Origin of the sequence: Acinetobacter sp. ANC 7912 (genome assembly GCF_039862785.1) — a bacterium.
Classification (GTDB): domain Bacteria; phylum Pseudomonadota; class Gammaproteobacteria; order Pseudomonadales; family Moraxellaceae; genus Acinetobacter; species Acinetobacter thermotolerans.
Map to the genome: position 1 here is coordinate 1,468,346 of NZ_CP156795.1, position 19,016 is coordinate 1,487,361.

The 19,016-nt window shown below is 43.7% G+C and carries 21 protein-coding genes; 19 read left to right on the forward strand and 2 right to left on the reverse strand.

Annotated features, from left to right (window positions below; translation table 11 throughout):
* The first annotated feature begins 1 nt into the window (after nucleotide 1).
* The 18 genes from ABEF84_RS07305 (at nucleotide 2) to ABEF84_RS07390 (ending at nucleotide 16,611) form a co-directional block, all read left to right on the forward strand.
* Entirely contained in the window at nucleotides 2–166 is a 165-nt protein-coding gene (locus tag ABEF84_RS07305; protein WP_347473841.1) for a hypothetical protein, read from the forward strand.
* Complete coding sequence (locus tag ABEF84_RS07310) at nucleotides 156–908, forward strand: hypothetical protein (protein ID WP_347473842.1); 753 nt, start codon at nucleotides 156–158, stop codon at nucleotides 906–908. The genes ABEF84_RS07305 and ABEF84_RS07310 overlap by 11 nt, the downstream gene beginning before the upstream one ends.
* A gap of 76 nt (nucleotides 909–984) precedes the next feature.
* Nucleotides 985–1,566 (forward strand): hypothetical protein, encoded by a 582-nt coding sequence (locus tag ABEF84_RS07315; RefSeq protein WP_347473843.1) that lies wholly within the window; start codon nucleotides 985–987, stop codon nucleotides 1,564–1,566.
* A gap of 52 nt (nucleotides 1,567–1,618) precedes the next feature.
* Entirely contained in the window at nucleotides 1,619–1,897 is a 279-nt protein-coding gene (locus ABEF84_RS07320) for a hypothetical protein (protein ID WP_347473228.1), read from the forward strand.
* Nucleotides 1,898–1,899: 2 nt separating this feature from the next.
* Nucleotides 1,900–2,538: a hypothetical protein gene (locus tag ABEF84_RS07325; RefSeq protein WP_347473844.1), complete on the forward strand. Its 639-nt coding sequence runs from the start codon at nucleotides 1,900–1,902 to the stop codon at nucleotides 2,536–2,538.
* The gene (locus tag ABEF84_RS07330) at nucleotides 2,538–3,128 is read left to right on the forward strand and encodes a hypothetical protein (RefSeq protein WP_347473845.1); all 591 of its coding nucleotides are present in this window, start codon (nucleotides 2,538–2,540) and stop codon (nucleotides 3,126–3,128) included. The genes ABEF84_RS07325 and ABEF84_RS07330 overlap by 1 nt, the downstream gene beginning before the upstream one ends.
* Before the next feature lie 62 nt (nucleotides 3,129–3,190).
* Nucleotides 3,191–6,787 (forward strand): tape measure protein, encoded by a 3,597-nt coding sequence (locus ABEF84_RS07335; RefSeq protein ID WP_347473846.1) that lies wholly within the window; start codon nucleotides 3,191–3,193, stop codon nucleotides 6,785–6,787.
* Complete coding sequence (locus tag ABEF84_RS07340) at nucleotides 6,784–7,188, forward strand: hypothetical protein (protein WP_347473847.1); 405 nt, start codon at nucleotides 6,784–6,786, stop codon at nucleotides 7,186–7,188. Before ABEF84_RS07335 ends, ABEF84_RS07340 begins: the two co-directional genes overlap by 4 nt.
* A 3-nt stretch (nucleotides 7,189–7,191) precedes the next feature.
* Complete coding sequence (locus tag ABEF84_RS07345; protein WP_347473848.1) at nucleotides 7,192–9,153, forward strand: hypothetical protein; 1,962 nt, start codon at nucleotides 7,192–7,194, stop codon at nucleotides 9,151–9,153.
* A gap of 9 nt (nucleotides 9,154–9,162) precedes the next feature.
* Nucleotides 9,163–10,782, forward strand: coding sequence for a hypothetical protein (locus ABEF84_RS07350; protein ID WP_347473849.1), 1,620 nt, complete (start codon nucleotides 9,163–9,165; stop codon nucleotides 10,780–10,782).
* A 53-nt stretch (nucleotides 10,783–10,835) separates the two neighbouring features.
* Nucleotides 10,836–12,119, forward strand: coding sequence for a hypothetical protein (locus ABEF84_RS07355; RefSeq protein WP_347473850.1), 1,284 nt, complete (start codon nucleotides 10,836–10,838; stop codon nucleotides 12,117–12,119).
* Nucleotides 12,120–12,131: 12 nt separating this feature from the next.
* Entirely contained in the window at nucleotides 12,132–12,491 is a 360-nt protein-coding gene (locus ABEF84_RS07360) for a carboxypeptidase regulatory-like domain-containing protein (protein ID WP_347473851.1), read from the forward strand.
* Entirely contained in the window at nucleotides 12,488–12,874 is a 387-nt protein-coding gene (locus tag ABEF84_RS07365; protein WP_347473852.1) for a hypothetical protein, read from the forward strand. The genes ABEF84_RS07360 and ABEF84_RS07365 overlap by 4 nt, the downstream gene beginning before the upstream one ends.
* Before the next feature lie 17 nt (nucleotides 12,875–12,891).
* Nucleotides 12,892–14,979, forward strand: coding sequence for a hypothetical protein (locus ABEF84_RS07370; RefSeq protein ID WP_347473853.1), 2,088 nt, complete (start codon nucleotides 12,892–12,894; stop codon nucleotides 14,977–14,979).
* The gene (locus ABEF84_RS07375) at nucleotides 14,972–15,205 is read left to right on the forward strand and encodes a hypothetical protein (RefSeq protein WP_347460608.1); all 234 of its coding nucleotides are present in this window, start codon (nucleotides 14,972–14,974) and stop codon (nucleotides 15,203–15,205) included. The genes ABEF84_RS07370 and ABEF84_RS07375 overlap by 8 nt, the downstream gene beginning before the upstream one ends.
* Nucleotides 15,206–15,266: 61 nt before the next feature.
* Complete coding sequence (locus ABEF84_RS07380; protein ID WP_347473854.1) at nucleotides 15,267–15,548, forward strand: holin; 282 nt, start codon at nucleotides 15,267–15,269, stop codon at nucleotides 15,546–15,548.
* On the forward strand, nucleotides 15,545–16,318 hold the full coding sequence (locus ABEF84_RS07385; protein ID WP_347473855.1) for an N-acetylmuramoyl-L-alanine amidase: 774 nt from the start codon (nucleotides 15,545–15,547) through the stop codon (nucleotides 16,316–16,318). The genes ABEF84_RS07380 and ABEF84_RS07385 overlap by 4 nt, the downstream gene beginning before the upstream one ends.
* Nucleotides 16,315–16,611: a DUF6527 family protein gene (locus ABEF84_RS07390; protein WP_347473856.1), complete on the forward strand. Its 297-nt coding sequence runs from the start codon at nucleotides 16,315–16,317 to the stop codon at nucleotides 16,609–16,611. Before ABEF84_RS07385 ends, ABEF84_RS07390 begins: the two co-directional genes overlap by 4 nt.
* Nucleotides 16,612–16,641: 30 nt before the next feature.
* Here ABEF84_RS07390 and ABEF84_RS07395 read toward each other — a convergent pair whose 3' ends face one another.
* Nucleotides 16,642–17,421, reverse strand: coding sequence for a hypothetical protein (locus ABEF84_RS07395; protein ID WP_347473857.1), 780 nt, complete (start codon nucleotides 17,419–17,421; stop codon nucleotides 16,642–16,644).
* Between the two features lie 99 nt (nucleotides 17,422–17,520).
* Nucleotides 17,521–17,694 carry a hypothetical protein gene (locus ABEF84_RS07400; protein ID WP_347473858.1) on the reverse strand — a complete coding sequence of 58 codons (174 nt, stop codon included), beginning with the start codon at nucleotides 17,692–17,694 and terminating at the stop codon, nucleotides 17,521–17,523.
* Nucleotides 17,695–17,966: 272 nt separating this feature from the next.
* On the opposite strand from ABEF84_RS07400, the gene ABEF84_RS07405 reads away from it, so the two are divergent.
* On the forward strand, nucleotides 17,967–18,974 hold the full coding sequence (locus ABEF84_RS07405; RefSeq protein ID WP_034586550.1) for a UDP-glucose 4-epimerase: 1,008 nt from the start codon (nucleotides 17,967–17,969) through the stop codon (nucleotides 18,972–18,974).
* The last annotated feature ends 42 nt before the right edge of the window (nucleotides 18,975–19,016 follow it).

A 19,016-nucleotide genomic window follows, 5' to 3' on the forward strand; every position in this document is an offset into this window, starting at 1 on the left:
TATGGCTTACAAAGCATTAAAGCCGATTGGCCCTTGGGCAGTCGGGGACATTATCGGGGACTTGCCACAGCACCAGATTGAGCAGCTGCTTAGTCAAGGCGCTATTCAGCAGGTCAAAACAGAAACCAAATTAAATACCAAGGGGCAGAAAGCCGATGGCAAATAAATACATCTCATTGCAAGGCCGTTTCTATCTTGCTGAAATCTCTGCTGGTGTGGCAGGTGCATTACGTTTTATCGGTAACGTGCCTGAATTCACGCTGGAAATTGGTGCTGATATTCTTGAACACAAGGAAAGCACCACAGGTCAGCGTACGACCGACTTCACCATGGTGCAGACTACTAGCGTGAATTTCTCAGGTCAACTTGAAGAAATTGACAAGGAAAACCTGCAGTACATTCTGTCTGGTAAGAATCACACAGTGACCGGATCAACAGTGGAAGCTCAGTCGCTTGGTACGGTTAAAGCTGGTGAAGAAATCAAACTTGATGGCTATAACCTAACGCAAGTTTCATTCACCGATTCTGCCGAACCAGCAGCCACAATCGATGAAAGCAAATACACGCTTGATCCTGTGTTTGGTACAGTCATCTTTAAAGATGTGGCAGGTATTACCACACCGGTTAAAGCGACTTACACTAAAGGTGCTGTGACACACACCACCTTTGCTTCAGACTTCTCTAAAGAATATATGTTGTTCTTTAAGGGTGTGAACACTGCAAACGGTGACAATGTGGCTGTGACTTTGCACCGTACCAAGAAGTCACCAGAAACCGAGTTCCCATTAATTCATGAAGAACTTGGTCAGTATGCGATTTCAGGTCAGGCGTTATCAGATACATCGAAAGCTGTTGATGGCGAACTTGGCTTGTATGGTTATTTCGTGACTATTCCAGCTGCCGCCTAAACCCATTACAGGCACAAAGATTCTCCACAGATGCTTATGCATCTTTTTTTGTGCCTGTATTTTTTGAGATTCCATCATGAATGAGTTTTTCCTTGCCTCTAATCGCTCAATCGCTGTTCCAGTAGGGGATAAAAGTATTGAAGTGAAACAGGTCATCATGGAAAGCTTTGACCTGTTTGTGTCATGTGCTGAACCAATCAAAGCATTCCTGAAAGACAAAACTTATTCAGATGAAATTCTGTCAGAGTTGTTTCAAAAACATGCAGTTCAGGTACTTGCGATGCTGGCGCATTTAACTGGCATTGAATATAAAGAAATACTCGAACTGGCTAAGGATCAGGAAGGCTTTATCAAGCTGATTCACGCAGCCTTAACCATCAATGCACCGTATTTCATCGACAAGCCGAAGGAACCAGGTGCAGACTATAAGGCCAGAATGAGAGCCAAAAAGCAGGAAAACCCATGGTTTGATTCATTCCAGTTCCTGATCTCGATGGGCCATCAGCATAGCGAAATCATGAAAATGTCATACGGCGCATTTCTAGCCTATACGGATGCAGCAGTGAAACGTCACAACATGGCTGTTTACCATATCTATGCACCACACATGGACCAGAAAGGCCAATCTAAGTTAAAGAAAGAATTGAAGATTGATTGATCATTAACCGCCTCAAAAGTTATTATAGAGGAATAATAATTTAGGGGGTTATATGAAATATTTCATTTTAGCTGCAGCGCTATTTAGCTCGGCTGCTTTTGCTGTTGGCGTTGATTCGATTCGTAGTGGTGGAAGCTTTGTAGAACGTGGATCATCATACGGACAGATGATTGATATATTGGGTAATCCTGAATCATCTTATGCTCATGTCATCCATGACCGCAAAGGCTGGCCACATAAAGCAGTCTCCTATCGCTACACCGTAAATGGTCAGAACTACACGATTACTGTAGTGGATGGTCGGATTTATACGATTGAGTGGGAGCGTTGATTATGAAGAATAAAATAATTGGCGCTGTTCTTTGGTTTTTTGGACTGGTTTTTATTGTTCGCGGAATAACTCTTATAGGCGAAAGCTTCTTGGGTAGCATACTTATGTTGTTGGCTGGCGTTTTAATGTTGCCTCCAATTCAGAAAAAGATAGCTGATACAAACCCATCTATTAAAGGCTTATGGTTGGGTGTGGGTATATTTTTCTTACTGAGCTTCTCAGGTATGTTTCTTCAAGCCTCAGAAAAGAAAGCTTTAGAAAACGGTACGGCAAGTCCTGAGCTATTGGCGCGCGAAGCGGATCGTAAAGCACGTGCTGAAGAACAAAGAAAAGCCACTGCTGAGCGTGAAGCCACCAAAGCAGCAGAGAAAGAGCGGCGTGATCGTGAGAGAGAGGCGCGTGATCGCGCTATTGCAATGGAGATGGATGCTGAAATTGCATTGAAGAAATTCCTAAAAGATCCTGATAGTGCTCAGATCAGAAATCAACATGGTTACTGTGGCGAAGTGAACAGTAAGAATAGCTTTGGTGGATACACTGGATTTAAACGATTTATAGCAAGCTCGGCGATTGTGGCAATTGAAGGCGATAATATGGATTCATACGAGTTTGATAAAGCATGGGATCAGGTTTGCGCATAATGCTTGATAATTCTAAAAAAGAAGCTATTAGCCATAAGAATTGGTTTAACAAAGCTTTCTCCAAAGAGGAAGTGGAGCAATTGCGCCAAATTGGAATTGAATGCAAAGCAGACCACAATTTTTTTAACTTTGAGATTCTTGATATTTTTGGGTGCATCACAAACAGAAAGCTAAAGAAATTTGAAACTTTGTATGCGCGTTTTATTGATCGTTATATTGCCCTAATACCATCTTTCTTAAGAATTTATATTGATAGGGATATGCTTGAGAATGATCAATATTATGCGGCCTGGTTTTTTAATCGGCATAGCTTTTTTGAGGTATATAAGCGAGCACTAGAAACGCCGTCATGGAATGGAAAGCATAAGGTGCTCTGGTCGCCGGTGTTGGATATATACACTCCTAAAGAATGCTACCTTTATGCGAATAAGCTTTTTGATATGGATGATGTGTTCTTAGAACAAGCAGTGGCTCATTGGGAAAAACCGAGGCGTGGCTGCAGGTGTGCATTATTAACCGTAAGAGAATCAAGCTATAAGACAAGGCTTAGTTCTGGTCAATATGAATTGTGGGATAAAAAATCCACCTAGATTGTTCTTCACTTATTTTAGCCCTGCCCCTGAGCAGGGCTTTTTATTGCCCGGAGTTTTGTATGAGCAAGAATCTAACCTTTAAATTGATTTTGGACGGGGAATCAAAAGGGCTAATCTCTAATGTTAGGGATGCTGAAAAAGCATTTAACGACTTACAGCAAGCCATTAAGCAGGGAACTGCTAGTTTTGAGAGTGAAGCAAGAAAGACCTCAGATGCTATTTCTAAAATCGTACCGAAAGAATCATTAGAACTGGCAGATAAACTCAAGACAACCTTAAAAGGGGCAACGGATGCCATTAACGGCGCAGGGGGTGGCGCCAAAGCTACAGCGGATAATTTCAAAGACTTTGGAACGAAGGCAGAGAAGGCACTAGACCAATTGAAAGCGGATCTGGTGGCAGCTAGACAGTCTTTAGTTGAGTTTTCTAAGACCAATGCTTCACCTCATGACATTGAGGCAGCTAAACAGCGAGTAAAACTGCTAGAAACCGAAGTACATGAAGCTGAAACGGCATTTAAGGATTTTGATAACGCCGTAGACAAGGCCAATACAGAGCTGAAGGAAACGAGCAGCGCTGCAGACAAGGCTAAACAGGGCTTTAGTACCGTTAAGGCAGCAGTAGGGACACTGGCAGCGGGTTTAGCAGGCTTAGGACTAGGCTTAACCGTCAAAGAGCTACTACAGACAGCCGATGCTACACAGCAGATGGGCGAGCGGATCAAGAATGCCACCAGTAGCGCAGAAGAATACACCATGGTACAAGCCAGACTGTTAGATCTGGCAAATAAGACCTACCGCCCACTAAATGAAGCTCAGGAGGTTTATCTAGCCACCTCCAGCACCATGAAATCACTAGGCTACTCAACAGAGGAAATCCTAGCGGTTACTGAGAGCCTATCACTATCCTTCACTCATAACGCCACCAGAGCAGACCAAGCACAGTCAGCACAGGACGCCCTAGCAAAATCAATGGCTAAGGGTGCGGTAGATGCAGATGCATGGATGTCCATCATTACAGGCGCTGATAATGTCGTAAAAGATATGGCTGAAAGCACTGGGCGCACAGAAGAGGAAATCCGTCAGTTAGGGGCGAGCGGTAAAATCTCCATTAAAGAACTCACTACGGCGCTTATTGAGTCCAGAGATCGGAATGAAGAGCTGGCTAGCTCAATGGCTAACTCTACAGCCGATGCAGCTGTAGCATTGAGAAACAATTTAACGGACGTTATTGCCAAGCTAAATGAAAAACATCAAATCTCAGCCCGGCTATCAGAGGCCATGCTTACATTGGGCGGGGACATGGGTTGGATCACCACCTTGTTTGAGGATGCTATTGGCGCAGTAGAGGCCATAACAGAGCGATATTCAGGGTTAGATTCAGAAACAGAAGCATTAAAGGGTGCTCTAAGCTCACTATATGATTTATTTAAAGAACTTGTATCCGGTGCATGGGAATTAGGAGAAACCCTTGATGATGTATTGGGAACGGCCTTAACCAGCTTTACCTCCTTGCTCACTTCATTCGTTGGAGAGGCTTCGGCTTCAGGAGAGCAGGTAAGCTTCTTAACGAGGGTTTTACAGGGCCTATCGCTTGTCTTTGGCATGGTAGAGGATGGAATAGTTGGCATTAAAATCGGTTTAAACCTTATCACCGGTGCTTTCTACTCTTTGGCCGCCGCTGCCAATAGTGTTATGGCTGCACTCACCTGGGGTGATGTGAGTAAGCAGTTTGCTGCCAATGCTGACATCATGAAGGAAAAGGCCAAGCAGTATTATGCTGAAGCAGACAAGCAGGCTATGGGCTTTAAATCCAAGTACATTGAACGCTTGGAGGAAATGTCTAAGACTGAAGAACAAAAGGCACAGGAACGAGTAGACAAGACTAAGGCCGCCTTAGACAAAATTACTGCAGACGAAACCGCTAGCGCCCAGAAACGGATCAAGGCAGCAGAGGACTATGCCAATGCAGCCATAGCAGCAAATGACGGAGTACTGTCTGAACAGCTCAAGTCCGAACTGGCTGCCAAAGGCTACGCCGTGGCAATGGATGAGGCAGGGAAAATTACTGTCTCAGCATTGGATGCTGCCGGGCAGAAACTCACAGAGTCTCAGCAAAAAACTGAAGCTATTAGGATTGCTACAGAGAATCTACAGAAGGCCGATGCTGAATACCTGGCTTTCCAGAAGCAGGCAGCGATTGAACGTGCAGCCCTAGAGAAGCAGATTCAGGAGGCTAAGGCATCAGGTGACTTGAACGAGCTTAAGCAGGCTCAGGACAAGCTCAACCAGATCAATGCTAAGGAGCAAGAGCTACAGGCCAATAGAACGCTAAGACAGAATCAATTACTGGAACTTAACCAGAAAACGGCTGAAGGCTCAGCTACGGCGTACACAAGAGCGTCAGAACTGGCCCAGAAATTCGGGGTAGACCTGGATAAATCCCTTAACAAGGTATCTGAACAATTCACTAAGTCCGGTGAGGATATCGATAAATTAGGGGGTGAACTGAAAGAGCTTGGTGTAACTGGAGACCAAGCCGGGAATATCATCTATCAGTCATGGTACAAGTGGCTACAGACTGCCAAGAGCCAGGCCGAAGTAGAGGCAGCCAAAGCCAAGCTGAAGGAGTTCGAGGATCAAGGTGTAATTTCAACGTCCAATGTTGAACAAGGCTTGATTGCACTCAAGAGACAGGCTCAAGGCATACCTGACGATATTGATCCAGTCACAGAGGCATTTAGGCGCTTAGGCATCCAGACCAAAGAGCAGCTTAAGCTAGCAGCACAACAGGCCCTAATGGATTACATCACTATCCGGGACAGTGGCAAGGCCACAGCAGAAGGCGTCGAGAAAGCCTACCAAAGAGCTGCACAGTCAGCAGCTGCATCCGGTGATGCTGCAGTTATAGCTGCGACCAATGCAGCTGGAGCCGGGCGTAATCTACAGATACAAGTAGATAGTACAGGAAAGGCTTCAGTTCAAAGCTATAACGAAGTCGAGAGAACTATTCGAAGCACAGCCAACGCCGTAGACCAGTTAGGGGCTAGCTTCAACCGGACAGGAAACGATGGCGTTAGTGCTGCTAATCAGGTTACAGATGCATGGGAGGAAGCTAGACAGGCTGTAGCGTCTGGCACCGATGAATTTAGGGAAGGACTCAAGAAACAAGGTGAGGCACTTAGTAAGGCATTGTATGACTACAACTCATACACCAAGGATGATGTAATTGCTGCCATTAAATCTAAAGGCTACAGCGATTCTGAGGCCAAAAAACTGGCTGCTTCGATCTGGTCTCAAGGGCTACAGGCTGATAGAGATGCAAAAGCCCAGTCTTTAGGCCGCGGTGGCGGTGCACTAACAGCCTTAAGCAATGCAGAGTTCGATAAGGCAATGAAGCTGGGTAAAACTACTCAGAACGGTACCAATAAGATTAATGAGCTACTGCAGAATATTCAGGTGGCATCTTCTGGCTTAGGTTCCTATGCACCATCTACACCAGGTGCATCATCGCCTGCATCAGGTCAAGCATCGAAAAACGTGAAGTATGACATTCAGTTTGGTGGTCAAACCTTGTCTGTTTATGGTGATGAGGAGACTGAGGACACGATGAGTAAATTAATCAAACAACTTCAAGGTGTGGCGAAATCAACATGAAACTTATTCGCTTAGCAACATCAGAAACCGTCCCATTAGAAGACGGTTTTTTTTGGTCTGATGAATTCGATTGGCAGTCCAAAGAGCAAAGTGTCGAGTATGCGATTGACGGCACTCCACACATTCAGGAAGGCACAAAACTTGGTGCTCGTCCAATCACCCTGGTTCCTGCTGATACCGGTATGGGCTGGGCGAAATTAAGCGCGGTCAGAACACTTCGAGAGTGGGCAAAGCTCAGTGAAGAGTTTCGCCTGAAGTTTGAATTGCCGCATGACAGTCGGGAGTTTGATGTGGTGTTCAACCATACATCAGCACCGCTTGAAGCTTCATACGTAAAAGGCATCCCACCAACATCACTTGATGACTTTTTAAACCTCACTCTGCGTTTTTGGAGCGCGTAAACCATGGCAATTGAAACTAAAGACTTAGTTATTTATCACGCTGAACGCGATACTGATAACGCTGACGGGGGTGGCAAATATAACGGTCAAATCGTGGCAGATGGCCTGAGTAACAACCTGTTTGACGACATTTCTGAACTGAACCGCACCACTGGTGATGTTGCTATGCGGAAAGTATTTCCAGCGGTGACAACCGAAGATACAGACAAGCTTATGGGTGCGACTGTATTCATTTCCGAGTTGCCAGAAGATCCAGCGGTATCAGCACTGCTATTCAGTACAGGCAACTTTACCGATGAGCGCCAGTCAGCCCAAAACCGTGTAGAAAACTATCTGGCAAAAGGTGGGCAAATTGCTGGCACGCCACTAGATACCCATTGGCAGGGCATGTCATCACTTCAGGTTGTGATGTGGCCACAAGAAGTTGAGGCATCAGTAGGCGATACCATTGTATTGATTTCAGATGAGGGTAAAGCCTTAGAGCGTGAGCAGTATGTGCGGATCACTAAAGTTGATACACGGATTGCTAAAATGGTGATTGATAAAGAGGAAATCGAATACAAGGTTGCAACCTACTCTTTAAACGATCCACTTGAAGCAGACTTTGTCGGCCTTTCAGCGCGTCAATGGTATAACTTGGAAAAATCAAAAACCATTATCCGCGATACCATTGTTGCAGATACTGGTCTGTATTATTCATCTACAGCACTGGCTACTGATGCCAATGTGGGCGAGTTTACAGTCAATGCCAAAAGTATCTTTGCCCAGCTGATTCCATCTGCCCAGACCGAAACCCCAATTGTTGATGTGAATGCGGCTGGTGAAAGCGTAGTCCTGGTAGCGGGTAATGAAGGTACCATCACGGTCAATTATCCGAATATGGTGATTGGTGTGAGCCAGAACCTGTATATCGGTTCAGCAGTGATTCCATCCAGTGTGGCTTTCACTTTACAAGGCCAGCAGATCACTGATCAGGGCGGCCTGCTTAAAAATACTCAAGGTACACAGGTTGGTACGATTGATTATCAACGTGGTTTGATTCAGTGGACTGCAGCAGCACCGGCTGGAACCACTAGCCTAAATATCACATTCAAACCAGCAGCTGCACCGAATCAGTATTACCAGAGTCATGCCATCCCGGTGACTCAAAATAACCAAAGCACCAACTGGACCGGAGTTTTAATTCCAATTCCTGCACCTGGTGCACTTTCGATTTCATACATGTCGCAGGGCAAGTTCTATGAGCTTAAAGATGATGGTTCAGGCCAGTTAAAGGCTGCCAGTCCATCTTTTGGTTCAGGCATGATCAACTATGAAACTGGGTCATGGTTACTCACCACAGGTGCCTTGCCGGATGTGGATACGCCGATCCTGCTGAACTGGGGTACACCGATTATCACTTTTGTGCGATCCAACCTAAGTGTAGAAAAAGCTGCATTTGAGTTTGATTTGGGTCGACTGGGTGTATTGCCGGGTATCACCATTAACTGGCTGCTTGAGGGTGAAGAGAAAACAGCAACCTCTAATGCTCAAGGTAAGTTTACTGGTGATGCTACAGGTGAAATTAACTATGCCACCGGTACTGGCAAGATTATTCCAAATAAGTTGCCACAAAAAGGTACGGTCTTTTCGGTGATCTACAACTATGGTCAATCACTTGAACAGACCAAAATGGATGTTACGCCTGCAAATCAAAAGCTGACCTTTACCATTGGTACCGGACCAGCAATTCAGCCAAATAGTGTTGAGTTAAAAATTCCACTTCAAAGCAGTGAGGGGATTGCAGGGTCTGTAACCCTGACAGATGTGCCGGTGAATGCAACTATGGGGAATTTAGTGAATAGCCGTGGTCAAGTGCAAGGCACCATTATCTATGCCACTGGCGCAGTTGAAGTCACACCAAAGAGTACAGCAAGCAGATTTGTGCAAACCTTTACACCTATGGCTATCTATTCGGCTGCCTAGGGAGGAAATATGTCTTTTTATTCTCCACAAACATCCAGTATTCAAGGTGAACAGGTTGAACTGAAAGCCTTTAGTGCCGTCGATGTACAAGTGAAATACCGTGATACATCAGGCTCGAATTCAGCAACACACACCGTGACGGCAAACAAGCTCAAGCTGGATTTATCTTCTGGCTTTGATGAGCAGATTCTGACAGGCTCAGCTCGCTTTAAAGTCGGTACTGATACTTTTCTGGATCGCACTGGTTTGTTATATCGAAACGTGGATCCTGCAAATAACAGTGGGATTCAATCAGGTGCTATCCAGTATGGTACCGGTATTGTTGAAATCGACTCATGGACATCGAATGCAGACAACACGATTGCACTTGAATCCTTAACCACCACAACAGACCTATTGCCAGTTAATAAAATTAGTTTCAGAACCCCAATTATGCCGATCCGGCCACAATCTTTAACTGTGGTGGTGGGTACTATTGAATTTGGTCAGCTCACATTAACCGCTGATGAAAATGGCGTAATTGAAACCAGTCGGGCGCATGGGCAGGTCAATTGGGATAATGGATTTGTCACGATTTACTTCTATATCAAAACTAAGATCACTGAAGCCAACCGAGCAGAGATTGAAGCGAATGACTGGTACGATCCGCTGCTGGAATATCAGGAAGGGATAGATACCTATATCAATGTTCCAGTCTGGGTAGATGCCTCATCAGTACGTTATAACGCCGTAGCCTATACCTACATTCCACTAGATTCCGAGATTCTAGGTCTGTCTGCTACTCGCTTGCCAATTGATGGTCGAGTGCCAATTTTCCGTGTAGGTGGCATCGGGATTGTCAGCTCAAGTAAGTCTCAGGAATTGCCAAGTGCGATTGCTGGAACCACATACGATCTGAGTGATCAGCGCATTTCGTGGGCTGAACTTGAAGATGCTAACGGAACGAAAGTAGCTTTCGATTTGTACACGGTCGATTATGATTATGGTCGTGTGACGTTGGGTGGTGACTTCGTACTGGGCAATCTGGCCGCACCACTGACAGTGAAATACCGCTATCAGGACATGGGCTTAATCCGTGATGTACAGATCAATGGTCAGTTAACGTTTACCAAACCTTTAACCCACAACTATGAAGCAGTGGATACGATTGTCGGTTCTGCTTTAGTCATTGGCGATATGCAGGCACGCTACACACGGAAGTTTGTGCAGCAAGCCTGGAACAACGTATGGAATGATGAGCCGACAGGCTCGGCAATTTCAGCAAACTACAATGATTCGATTTATCCAATTGAAGTCACCAATAAAGGTGCGATTCAGGAACGTTGGGCGATAGTCTTTACCGGTGCAGAAAGCTTTTATTGCGTTGGAGAAACTACAGGCCGATTGTCATTAAATGGTTCAACAACGGTTGATTATGCGCCACTTAACCCTGTGACCAATAAGCCTTATTTTGTGATTAAAAAAGAAGGTTGGGGTGTAGGATGGGCGAATGGTAATACGCTTCGCTTTAATACGATTGCTGCGATGCATCCAGTCTGGATAATTCGCACTGTACAGCAAAGCGAACCAACAGCAATTTCTGACTCTTTCCAGATCATGTTGCGTGGCGACATTGACCGAGTTGTGTAATCAATTAACCAAATATGACCGCTTCATGCGGTCTTTTTTTATGAGTAGTAAAAATGGCAATGAAGCAGACACAGACAAAATATTATGATTGCTCTGACGTTGGCCTTGATATGTGTTTTGGGGCAACAGCAAAAAACCCGTCCAATTTTAAAAAGATATTGCATGAAGGTTACAACAGAAATTCGGTTGTAAGTGTTGGCGTATCCGGCAACCAAGTCACATTAAATTACGGCGGGGCGCATGGCTACAAAGCGGACCGGGTTTTAAAAATTGAGGACGGCGTATTATCTTCAATCAATGGCGGTGAATTTCATATTGATTCAGTAACCACGGATACGGTTGTATTAACTATTGATGACGCCCCGGTATCTATCGAAGGCGGTTTTTCAACAATTATTGCACCACTGGGCTGGGACCTGGTTTATGAATCCGGGTCTGTTCATATTTATGAAATGTTGCATATTGATGATACGCCGCGTTTTGTTCGTATGTTTTTCGAGCCAAATATAAATTACAGGGCGTCCGTAACGGTTTGCATCGGAAAATCATACGACGCAGATGAGGGTTTTATTGACGACCCTAATGCCTTGCAACTAACTAAAAATATAATGGCTACAGCGGCCAATATTCCGCGGTGGGATACATATACTGGCAGCTCATCTTATGCAAATTACACCTACCAGCAAGGGTTTAACGGGCCTTTTGGTCATGGGGCATTCACGGGCAGTAAATACCATTTATGTTTCCAATGTGGCGACGGTTATAAAAATAACGGCAATATTTCACACAGCGTTTATGGCATTTTCCCGACAGCTTGCCTGGACTACGAAATCTTGGATTATCCAGTCCTTGTTGCAGTATTAACAAACACGGCTGGGAATGGCATCGGACCGAGTGGTGGTAATTTTTGCGCCAATGCCACTTCACCCAACGACGGGATTGGCTACGCTTCAATTGGAAATTTACGGGTCCGTTTTGATTTTGTTAAAGCGGTAGAAAATAGCATACTAACCACCAACTCAAACCATACACGGCACCCGGTTAGCAGCCTTTTACCAACTAATATTGATGAATTCAACACCACTACATTAAGGCCGTTGGATATTTATGAATACAACACCAGCCAGGTTTTGGGGGCCGTTTATGGCTTACATCAAGTCATGGTTAATTCTGGTAATTTTGTTCCATATAACGCGACCACATCCCCGTCGATTCAATATACACCTGACGGGGTCAGACTTTTTACTTGTGCCAGCATGTCCTATAACACCACCGTATCAAACGGGCGGGCCGTAGCGGTACCAATTGAGCCCATTAAATACACTTCATATAGTTAACGGGGGGGGCTTATGCTTTTTAATTATAGAAGGCGGTTTTGTGGTGGTTATACGCCGGACCCGGAAATTATCCAGGATTTAAAGGTTGCGGTAATTCCACGGGTAAAGGAAGGCATGATTTTGTCATCCAACGAGAATCATGGCACCGGCCGCATTAAAGGGTCGGTAAAACGCACCGGCGACAACTATGCCGGTGTACCAGTCTGTTGTTTTCGCAGATCAAACCGACTTTTACTATGGGAAACCACATCAAAAAACGACGGGTCTTATGAATTTCGTAACATTGCCGTCGGCCTGGAGTGCTTTGTTGTGGCGTTTGACCCGAATGAAGAATATAACGCAGTTATTTCAGATAAAGTGGTGGCGAAATGAGTCAAACATCAATCAATGCTCGGCTTGCCATGATTCAAGCCTTTGCAGAATTTATGGATAGCGGTAGCCAAAGTGCTACCGTTATTTTTTATGAGGGTGTGCAGCCTACAGATACATCGGTGGCGGCAGATTCAAACAATGCTCTGGTCACTTTGGTTTTTCCAGAACCCTGCATTAAAGAAACTACAGCCACATATGTAGAGCTTCATTCAACAGACACAGCAACGGTGATCAAAACCGGCACTGCAACATGGGCGCGGATTTATAACGGTGCAGGTGAAGTGGCTGCTGATTTAGCTGTGGGAACCGACATAACTCTAGCGAATACTAATCTGGTCGTGGGTGGTACCTTATCTATCCAATCGATAAAACTCAGACCTTAAATTAAAAAGGTGCTCATGTGGATTTTAAAAATAAGCTCGGCACCGTTGATGCTCACAACCTAAACCTGAACTTTAAGCCTGATAATACCGACAGCCACAACATCATTCTCAATTTTGAGCATCTAGCTGATGGCTCGACTAATCTTAACTTTGGGGATGGTGTTTCTGGTGTTATTGATACTGCACTCGATACCGAAGTCTCATTTGAAATCACAGCAGTTTATGCGGATAGTGGTGTAAATACTGCAGTCATAGACACGGTGCTTGATACCGAGTTTGGCTTTGAAGTCGTTGCGGTCTTTGAAGAAAATACCGATGTTATCGGGCAAATTGATACGGTTTTAGACACCAGTTTTAGCTTTGAAATCGAAGCGTCTTTTGCTGAAAACCTATGCACCATTGATACGGTTTTGGGTACTGAATTTCAATTTGAAGTTAAAGCATTATTCGATATCAATCACTTGCCGGGTGTATCTCTAGGTTTAGGTTTGCGGTACAAGAAAGCTATTACAGCTTTAAGCAGCATAGAAATACCATGGGCCAAGCCAATATTAAGAGTCTCGAATGAGGCTCTTTTTTATGATCAGGGCTTAGTCATTTCGAATCAGGCAAATATTCAGTATGAGCAGGCAGGGTCATTAACCCGGTCGATTAGATCCTTGCATGAGCAAGCAACCGGTTTGAGTTCTGATGCATACATCATCTGGGAAGAAGGCGATAAGCGCTTTATTCATCAACATTATCTGCATGAAGAAACCATCAAGCTGCGTCATAACCGGAAAACCAAATGGCAGGAGATGATCCGACGGCGTAAGCAATTCACTTATTCACATGAAGTTGCAGAGCAGATCGAGCACTGCTTTGTTTTTAAATGGGATAAAGGGCTTGAGATTGTCACCAAGACTGAATTGCCGTGGGATAAGGCAAAAGCAATTCACTACAGAAAGCATCCCGTAAAGCCTTGGCCTAAACCTGTAAAGCCGAAATATCAGGGTGACGGCAATCTTAATTTTGTCTGTTTATGCCATGACGCTGATTCACACAATGTTATTTTAAATTTTGGTGCTGATGACTGTATCCCAGCACTACCAAGAAAAAAATGGTGGTATATGGCAAATACTTTATATGCCGAACGATTAGATAACGGTGGGCCAATTAAAGTATTAAATGGCACCTACCAGACCAGCAGAAGCCAGTTTGTCTGGTCGCATTCGATTACGGTTGCACACACTGAGAAAGAAAAATTAGAGCCAATTGATAATCAGCCGGTGATTTTAAAACTGATGATCAACGGTTTTGAGCATCATGTTTTGCTGGAAACGCACTCAGAATCGATCCGCTTTGCAAACCGAACATATACTTACTCAGGTCGTAGCGTCACAGCATTAAACTCAGCCGATTACGCACCGAAGCGCTCATTTATCCAAGACAATGAAAGAACATCAGTGCAGTTGGTTCAGGCTGAAATTGATCGGGCATTATCTGAAACGGAAATTGATTGGCAACTGATTGATGATGTCGGCTGGATCGTGGCAACGGAAAGCCTGAGCTATGCAGAACTTGCGCCATTGGATGCAATCAAGCAGGTGGTTGAGTCTGGTGGCGGTTTTATCTATAGCCAGAAAGCAGGAAATACGCTGTCTATTCTGCCGAAATACACTAAAGGCCATTGGGATTTAATGTCTATTGATGACTACGACATTCTGATTCCTGAAAGTGCTGTGCTGCAGCAAACCATTGAACAGAATGCGGATTACATTGCCGACTACAATGCGATTACTGTAGTGAATAGCCGAAGCGGTGACAGTTTGAAAGTCATCCAACGTGGAACAGCTGGCGATGTTCCGCTTGAGACAGTGACCGGCCCACTATTTGACGTGGTATCCGGTGCCAGTTACGGCAAGATGGAGTTAATTAAAGCCAATGTTCAGGAGTTCCATACATTATCTGGCATCCCTGTCACCAGTGAACTCGGTGAGATGCTACCTGGTAAAACAGTGGCTTATGCTGGCAAATGGTGGGGCGTGATCGATTCTGTCAGCGGATCCTATAGCCATGGCAAGGTAACTGAATCAATTAAAGTGGAGAGAATCAGCCGTGAGTAATCCTCTTTTTGAACTGCGCAAGCTATTGAATCCTACACATGCTGAATACATCGGCACGATCACATCAAAAAACCATCCTGAATACCGAGTGCAGATTGATGGCGGTTCAGGTCCAGTGTTATGCACAAGTGGCGTCCAATATAACCTTGGCCAGCGTGTTTTTGTATCCAATCAAGTGATTCTGCGACCTGCACCAAGCGGGTCTCAATCAAGCATAGAAGTTTAGTTTTTTCTTAAATCTGGCACCCAATTGGGTGCTTTTTTATTACCAAAATTAAGGGGGATTCATGGAAGACCATGAAAAGAATCTGCTTTTACTGATTGTAATAGGGGCGAGTATTGGCTTTGCCAAACTACTTGTTTCAGATGAAGAACTGACATGGCGCTTGATGATTGGTCGCACCATTCTTGGGGCTGCAACGTCAACTATAGCGGGCGCAATTATTCTGCAAATCCCAGATATTAATCCACTAGCCTTGATTGCGATTGCATCAGCTCTGGGGATTTTGGGAAGTACATTTATTGAAAACTGGCTTAAATCACAATCTATGAAATGGGGTGGTAAATGAAACTTATTGAAGACTGGAAACAGGCTTGGAAACTCAAGTCAGTACAAGTGGGCGCAATTAGCGCTTTTTTTTATGGCCTGATTTTATTCTCAGAGCAGTTTTTAAATGTCTGGAATATTATTCCCCAGGAGCTGAAAAACAAGATTCCTGAGAATGCAGCCGAGTGGATCGGCATGCTTGTCGGTGTGGCTATGGTACTTGCTCGACTCAAAAAGCAACCTGAATTGCATGAAGTAAATCAATTTGTCACAGTCACAGCGGGGCATTCAAATACTGATCCTGGTGCGGTAAATGGCAAAATCAAAGAAGCAGATCTGGTCGTCAATTTCCGCAATGCAGTGACTCATTATTTGCGTGAAGCAGGGCTGCAAGTCAAAACTGATGGCACTGGCACCAAGAACGATCCATTATCTGCTGCGGTAAAATTAATTCAAGGCTCAAGTGTTGCGGTTGAATTCCACATGAATGCAGCAGCATCAAAACAGGCGAATGGTATTGAAACGATTGCGCTGCCGAAAGATAAGAAACTTGCACAGGACTTATCTAAAGCTGTAGCTGATGCTCTTGGCAGTCGGTTACGTGGTGATAACGGTTGGATTGATCAGAGCAAATCAGCGCGTGGCAGTCTAGGCTATATCAATGCCGGTGGCCTAATTGTAGAGCTTGGCTTTATTTCGAATGAAGATGAGCTTGCAGCATACCAGGCACGTTATTGGATCGCAGCTAAAGCTGTGGCTAAAGTTCTGATTGAATATGAGGCCAGCAAATGAGCGAGTTTAAGAGAGTAAGTAATGTATTGCTGCAATCCAATGGTATTTACTTCATTGAATGTCCAGGATGCAAGACACTTCACCCCATACATGTTGGTGAGCAGCATCGTATCCGATGGGATTTTAATGGGAATGTGAATGCACCAACATTCACACCATCATTAATGGTGAACCAAGGCCATCCAAGCCAATGCCATTCATTTATCACAAATGGAAAGATTCAATTCTTATCGGATTGTCACCATGGTTTGGCAGGTCACACTGTTGACTTGTTACCAGTGGAAGAATTCTAATGTTAAAAAGCCCTCAAGTGAGGGCTTTGTTCATTCTTGCGGTCGAAGCTTCTTTATGCAAAAGATCTTTAAATCTTCATGCGACTCAATAGTTTTTTTTGCAATCTTATCAATTGCTTTTAAATAGAAAAATACTTGGATATCCTTAATCTGTACAGCAAGGATGCGTTTCTCATTTTCAACATATGGTCTTTCGAAAGAACTTTTATCTTTAATATCGGGTATATTTTTTTCTTTTTCATTAAAGTACTTATATAGTTCACCAAGATAATCACTATAGTACTTATGAATCAATTGGTTGTAATTGTTATCAAAAATTTTGCAATCTTTTAGAAGATCATCTAATAAAATGAATAATTTATCGTCATCCATAAGCATTGAATAGATCTCAACATCTGCTTTAAGTTTATTAATAGCAGACTGAATATCTAATCTTGGTCGATTTATGTAATAAGAGTAGGAGATTAACTTATCATTAGTTTCTTTTATCTTCTTAGAACAATACTGCATTTCTAACAATTCTGCATGAATATCACGCAAACCAATTACAATATTTGATAAGTATTGATTTTCCAAATCGTAATTTTTCTCAACCCTCCAATCATTAAAAAGGTATGCAGCAATAACCGCAGCTCCCAGTGTTGCCACTGCTCCAAAATAACTTCCAGTGGTGCTCAAGGCATCACTTATAGCATTAGGCTCTGAATATGCCAGTATATAAAATGTCGCCATTAAAAAAATAAATGCTATTACTATGCTAACCCCGAAACTAAAAGCGATTGGTTTTATATTTTTAAATTTACATTCCAAGACTACCCCCTCAAACTCCACCTAAGCTACTTCTTAAAAATACTTCCTTTTTGAATCGTGTGCACTATATAAAAGTAGGTCCATGCTCTCATTGTCTTGTTATCTCCACGCCTTCCTAAAATCCTTATCCCAATACCAGCCAGCAGAATACATAGCATCAACGTCTGACACTTCCAAGAAATCGTATTCATCTGTCTGGATCTGGCAGGCTAAATATTTTCCATTCTTCTTTATATCATTCTTCTTTATATAGTGTGGGTAGTCGCTGCTCATCTTCCTACCTTTCAGTTTTATAACTGAAGATTATAATTTAATAAAAGCTCTCAAGATGAGGCTTAATTCATTGTCATGAATTCCATACATTACATAACAATCAACTTTTGTTCGACCTGTAAAATAAAATATACTTATTGAGCAGATTAGCCGGCTCAGAAGAAATTTTGGGTCGGTTTTTGCGTTTTTGATCCTGTGGATAAGTCGGAGAAAGCACCAAATAAACACCATATCAATTTAAGATACTGATTCTAAAGCGGAGTTAATAAACAATGATTTTAGTGACCGGTGGTTTAGGCTTTATAGGCTCTCATCTTGCTTTAAGTCTGCTCGCACAAGGGCAACAGGTCATTGTGGTTGATAATCTGGCTAATGCCAGCTTACAAACCTTGGAGCGTCTGGAATTTATTTCCGGCATGTATGTGCCATTTGTCAAAATCGATATCCGTAATACACCAGCTTTAAACAAGGTATTTGAACAGCATTCCATTGACGCCGTTGTCCATACCGCCAGCTTCAAATCGCTAGAAGAATCTGTCCTAAAACCGCTTGAATATTATAATGATAATGTCAGTTGTATTATGAGTCTGCTACGCGCCATGCAGCGCACGGGTGTGCGTCATCTGGTGCATTTATCCAGTCTGGCTGTGTATGGACAGTCGAGTGCTGATCTGACTGAAGATATGCCTTTTAACTATAGTTATCCCAATCCCTATATCAAATCGCAGCAGATGGTTGAAGAAATCATCCGGGATACGGCAAAAACTGATAATGAATGGAAAATTGCTATTTTAAGGCTGTGTAATATTGCCGGGGCATTTGAGCATGGTGTGCTTGGTGAACTGGTGCCGCCATTGCCCAAAAATATTATTCCGTTGGCTATGCAGGTTGCTGCCTTACAACGGGAAAGTATTGAACTGCGTAGACATGCCAATACCGAAGATAAAACCGTAGAACGCAGTTTCTTGCATGTGCTGGACTGCTGTGACGCCATTATTAAGACTCTGCAGTGGTTAAGTAAACAAATTTTTGCCTGTGAAGCCTTTAATATTGCCGGAGAGATGATTTCGATACAAAAACTGCTGGATGAGATTGGCGAAGTAGCACAAATTGCCATCAAGACGGAAGAAGCGTTGTATGACACTAGTCCAGAATTAGATCAGGTCGGTTCCCAGGCAGAAAAAGCCAAAGAGATATTGGGCTGGCAACCGCAACGTTCGATCCGGCAGATGATAGAAGATGAATGGCGCTTTTATCAGAGCACCTTAAGGGGACAATAAGCCGATCAGCATGATCTTTATTATTGATAATAATTATCATTT